This window comes from Microcystis sp. M31BS1 (genome assembly GCF_020245285.1).
GTDB lineage: Bacteria > Cyanobacteriota > Cyanobacteriia > Cyanobacteriales > Microcystaceae > Microcystis > Microcystis panniformis.
On the sequence record NZ_JADBVE010000305.1, the window covers coordinates 1 to 4392 of the forward strand.

The 4392-nt window shown below is 40.7% G+C and carries 6 protein-coding genes and 1 pseudogene; 2 read left to right on the plus strand and 5 right to left on the minus strand.

The genetic code is table 11. The features are described 5' to 3' along the window. Nucleotides 1–166 precede the first annotated feature (166 nt). A complete protein-coding gene (locus IM509_RS17535) occupies nucleotides 167–343 on the plus strand; it encodes a hypothetical protein (protein WP_221634927.1) in 177 nt (58 codons plus the stop codon). Between the two features lie 44 nt (nucleotides 344–387). After that, a complete protein-coding gene (obgE, locus tag IM509_RS17540; RefSeq protein WP_002787844.1) occupies nucleotides 388–1416 on the plus strand; it encodes a GTPase ObgE in 1029 nt (342 codons plus the stop codon). Nucleotides 1417–1425: 9 nt separating this feature from the next. Here obgE and IM509_RS17545 read toward each other — a convergent pair whose 3' ends face one another. From IM509_RS17545 to IM509_RS17565, 5 genes and pseudogenes are all read right to left on the minus strand, one after another. Further along, nucleotides 1426–1791 carry a KH domain-containing protein gene (locus IM509_RS17545; protein ID WP_002787845.1) on the minus strand — a complete coding sequence of 122 codons (366 nt, stop codon included), beginning with the start codon at nucleotides 1789–1791 and terminating at the stop codon, nucleotides 1426–1428. Continuing rightward, entirely contained in the window at nucleotides 1784–2032 is a 249-nt protein-coding gene (gene rpsP, locus IM509_RS17550; RefSeq protein WP_002736858.1) for a 30S ribosomal protein S16, read from the minus strand. The genes IM509_RS17545 and rpsP overlap by 8 nt, the downstream gene beginning before the upstream one ends. A gap of 92 nt (nucleotides 2033–2124) precedes the next feature. After that, nucleotides 2125–2304, minus strand: a complete 180-nt coding sequence (locus tag IM509_RS17555) for a hypothetical protein (RefSeq protein WP_287717259.1) — start codon at nucleotides 2302–2304, stop codon at nucleotides 2125–2127. Nucleotides 2305–2687: 383 nt separating this feature from the next. Then, nucleotides 2688–2891 (minus strand): annotated as a pseudogene (locus IM509_RS17560) (hypothetical protein). Nucleotides 2892–2948: 57 nt separating this feature from the next. Then, entirely contained in the window at nucleotides 2949–3887 is a 939-nt protein-coding gene (locus IM509_RS17565) for a class I SAM-dependent methyltransferase (protein WP_185237491.1), read from the minus strand. Between the last annotated feature and the right edge of the window lie 505 nt (nucleotides 3888–4392).

The window sequence follows — 4392 nt, forward strand, 5'->3', positions numbered from 1 at the left end:
ATTTTGTGAACCGCTTGCTGTGTGGGCATTTCAAGTGATACCAGTCAATCAGAATAGTTACGAAATATTCACATTTGGTCGATTTTTGCTTAACAATTGAGATGGCCAATTCTCCTCAAATATGCCTGAATCGCTCTCTGGATAAGCAAATCACATAAAGTTGATTTTGTCAAGAATTGTTAAGATGCGCTTACCCTGTATTGACGTAGATATTATTATTCTTGCTCATTGGCAGTTATTAAAAAAACAATATCCGAGCCGTTATCTAGTCATCGCTACTACCAATGTCAAACATTTTCAGGGATTCGCAGAAGCTTTAAATTGGCAAGATGTTAACCTATAACAGCTTTGAGCTTGATCATTTTTTCACTTTAATTACTTAATCTTATGCAGTTTATTGATCGCGCCGAAATAGAAGTAGAAGGGGGTAAGGGAGGTGATGGAATTGTCGCTTTCCGTCGGGAAAAATACGTCCCCGCCGGCGGTCCGGCCGGCGGTAATGGGGGAAAAGGTGGTTCGGTGATTTTCGTGGCCACTCAGAACCTGCAAACCCTGCTAGATTTCCAGTATAGTCGCTATTTTAAGGCCGATGACGGTAAACGGGGCGGCCCGAACAACTGCACCGGGGCCAACGGTAGCGATCGCATTATTAAAGTTCCCTGTGGTACAGTGGTTTACAATCTCGATAGCGAGGAAATTATCGGCGATTTGGTCACTCCCGAACAGACTTTAATCGTCGCTGCTGGAGGAAAAGGGGGATTAGGCAACCGCCACTTTTTAAGCAATAATAATCGCGCGCCTGAATACGCTTTACCCGGTTTAGACGGAGAAAAACGCCATTTACGCCTAGAATTGAAGTTATTAGCAGAAGTGGGACTGATCGGGCTGCCCAATGCGGGAAAATCCACCCTAATCTCCGCCGTTTCCTCTGCTCGTCCCAAAATCGCCGATTATCCCTTTACAACTCTTATCCCTAACCTGGGAGTGGTACGCAAACCCACAGGAGACGGGACGGTATTCGCCGATATTCCTGGATTAATCGAGGGAGCGCACCGAGGAATCGGCCTAGGACATGAATTTTTACGCCATATCGAACGCACACGCCTGTTAATTCATCTTGTCTCCTTGACAGCAGAAGACCCGATCGCCGATTATCAAATTATCCAGGGAGAATTGGCCGCCTATGGTCGAGGCTTAGAAAAGCGATCACAAATACTGGTTTTCAACAAAATTGATGCTGTGGACGAGGAAACGATAGATAACTATCAAAAGCAGTTTGCTAAAATAACCAATGCCGAGATTTTGACTATTTCCGCCGTAACAGGAGCCGGATTAACCACTCTACTCGCCAAAGTTTGGCAGCAATTAGAGCAACTGGAGAGGGTCGAGGATGAAACCCCTTCCCTGTTTTCCTAAAATCGCTCGTTAGTTGTTGAGCTGCCGGGGTGCGGGTGGTCGTCGATTGCTCGGTCTTCTTTCCGTACCTTCAAAGTTACCATTAGAACGACGGGTGCGGCGCTGTTCGCCTTCATTTTCGGCCGCATAGACTTCTAGATAAAGAGAGCGACCCGCACTCGCGGCCGCCATTTCTAGGGTAGTTCTAATCGCCTGTAAATTGCGTCCTCCCCGGCCGTAAACTTTGCCTTTATCGGCATCATCGAAGGCTACACGCACCCAAAGACGTTCATTTTCCTTACAGCGCTCGATATCCAATCTCAGACTGGCCGGCTCTTCCAAAAACGGCTCGATAATAAATTTCACCAGTTCGAGATAATTGGGGGTACTAGGCATTGATTTTCTCGAAAATTTTCTGTTTGGTGAGAATGCTGCGCACGGTGTCCGTCGGTTGCGCTCCTTGTTGTAAGCGTCGGATGATTCCTTCCTCATCCAGACGCACTTCATCGGTGCGGGGATTGTAAAATCCTAATTCCTCTAGGGGACGACCATCGCGACGACTGGTGCTAACGGCCGCAACGATACGATAACTGGCTTCGCGTTTTTTACCAAAGCGTTTTAGACGTAATTTGATCATGGTTACTCAAAAATTCTCCTTTCAGATTCTAACTCATCCCGGTGGTATTTCCACAAGTGGCGATCGAGGAAACGGTCGGCAGCCATTGGCTATTATTGAAAATAACGCCGGTTCTTCGTTACTTGGTATGGTTCGATAGGGGGGCATAAATCGACTAAATCCTTATCTGGCAAGAGACTTAATTGATTAGTTCGCTCTAGACAAAAATAATTCACAAAAATCGCTAAACGCCTTTCTATATAAGGGTTCCATTCCTTATAACCCCCGTCCATTGCATAACACAAACCGAAGAGCCTGGATTTCTTTCATCCCTAAATTTCGATGCCATAAAACTTAACCTTTCCAACCCAAAATATTAGGCTGTGAATCAAACTCAGACTGTGACTTTATTCCAATCAAAGGTTATAAGTTAGTATTGTTTACGTTGCGAATATGTATTCTAAAGCCCGCTTCTTTCAAAATTAGCAAGATTTTATCAGTTTGCAACACTATTCTAAAGTTAGCACCCATATCAAAAATTAGCTCTATCTTATGATATTCCAGTAACCTTTCCATCAGAGCCACTTGTGAAGTATTAAGATTATATCTCTTGACTTCAACCCCTAGTTTTCTGAACAGGTTTTTCAGGAATTTTTTAAGCATATTATCCTCATATTCAGAATATAACAATTGTAACCAGTAAGTAATTTAGGTTCTTCGTTACTTGGTATGGTTTGATAGGGGGGCATAAATCGACTAAATCCTTATCTGGCAAGAGACTTAATTGATTAGTTCGCTCTAGAGCAAAAACAATTGACAAAAATCGCTAAATGCCTTTGTCTATAAGGGTTCCATCCCTTATAACCCCCGTCCATTGCATAACACAAACCGAAGAGCCGTAATTTATCTCAATTTAACCCTTCGGAAGTAAATTTTTTTATTTCTGGTAAACAACTGTCACTGAATGACCAATTGGCTTAATTCTATCATCTGTGAGTCCAGCAGAAATAAATGATGCTATCACTTGAGATATTTTTAATTTAACTTGGTAATTAGTTGAAATATCTACTAAAGAATAGTTTTGATTATTTTTGAATAAGTTGTCCAGGGACTTTATGACAAGTTCACGAGCATATAGCCTTCTATGAATATCTGCTAATTTTTCATGATGAATATCAATTAGCTTGAGACAAAAACAGTTAGCTACATATTGCAAAGCTTTGTCAGACCAATGGGTAACATGATGAGGAGGCATATTTAAAATATTATTTTTGAGAGAGCCAATAAATGAATCATCACTAGGCACAGAGATAATCAATAGACCCCCTTTTTTAAGGCATTTTAAACAAGATTCTATAAAAGATTTAGGGTTAGACACATGCTCTAACACTTGGAATGAACAAACAATATCGTAACTATCTGAGTTACTCACACAGTAATCTTCTACAATTTGATTAAGAACATTTATATTGGCATGAGATGCTATTTCTATAGCTTTACTGCTAAATTCAAGTCCAGTATAATTAGAGGTTTTTATTTTTTGAGAAAAAGCTCCTTTCCCACAGCCCACTTCTAAAACTCGATCCTCGCTAGTGATGAAATTACAAGCATAATCGTATTCTTCTTTATCATCCATATAATACCATTTGAACTTCTGTAATTCTTGATAAAATGACTCTGAACCTGTAACCAGAGGATGAAAAAATTTCAAATCTGAATCTAGACAATGATAAAAATTAATCGTCTCTAAATCAAGAAATTCCGAACTGATATCAAACCAACCCCATCTGCTATACAGTTTAATGAGTGCTTTAACTTCTATAGTTTCTCGTAAAACAAGGTTAGCACTACCGCTTAAAGGACAGACTATGTGCATATTCTTTGACACTCATTAAAGTTGACAAACACAAGATAGCAAAAAGGTCTATCTGATGTCAACTAAGTAGTCGTGCAAAATTAATTTCCTAGTCGAGACAGGAGACAGGAGACTCCGAGACGGGAGACTCCGAGACGGGAGACTCCGAGACGGGAGACAGCTATTAGGGATCGGATTTGAGTTTTCAGTTCACTGTTTCCTCACACCAGAAGTCTGACGGAGTAGTGGCTTAGATGTGTAATTAATTTTGCTTAGGTACTTATTACTTAATAAGTAGTCATGCAAAATTAATTACCTGCCCGATCGAGCTAAAACCCTTACGGGGCAATGATCGTCATGTGTAAATAATTTTGCCTAGGTACTTACCCATCTTCCGCACTTCTTAACATTCAATTGATAATTTTTACTAATACATTGCTTACAACCCATTGCCAGTAAGGATTATAGCTACAATGATGGATTTTTATCAAGGTGAAGAATTGTAATTGGTTTTCTCAGAAAAAAT

Excerpts from the sequence above, each read along its gene's own strand:
- obgE (WP_002787844.1), top strand. The coding sequence starts at position 388 with ATGCAGTTTATTGATCGCGCCGAAATAGAAGTAGAAGGGGGTAAGGGA.
- IM509_RS17545 (WP_002787845.1), bottom strand. The coding sequence starts at position 1,791 with ATGCCTAGTACCCCCAATTATCTCGAACTGGTGAAATTTATTATCGAG.
- rpsP (WP_002736858.1), bottom strand. The coding sequence starts at position 2,032 with ATGATCAAATTACGTCTAAAACGCTTTGGTAAAAAACGCGAAGCCAGT.
- IM509_RS17555 (WP_287717259.1), bottom strand. The coding sequence starts at position 2,304 with ATGGACGGGGGTTATAAGGAATGGAACCCTTATATAGAAAGGCGTTTA.
- IM509_RS17565 (WP_185237491.1), bottom strand. The coding sequence starts at position 3,887 with ATGCACATAGTCTGTCCTTTAAGCGGTAGTGCTAACCTTGTTTTACGA.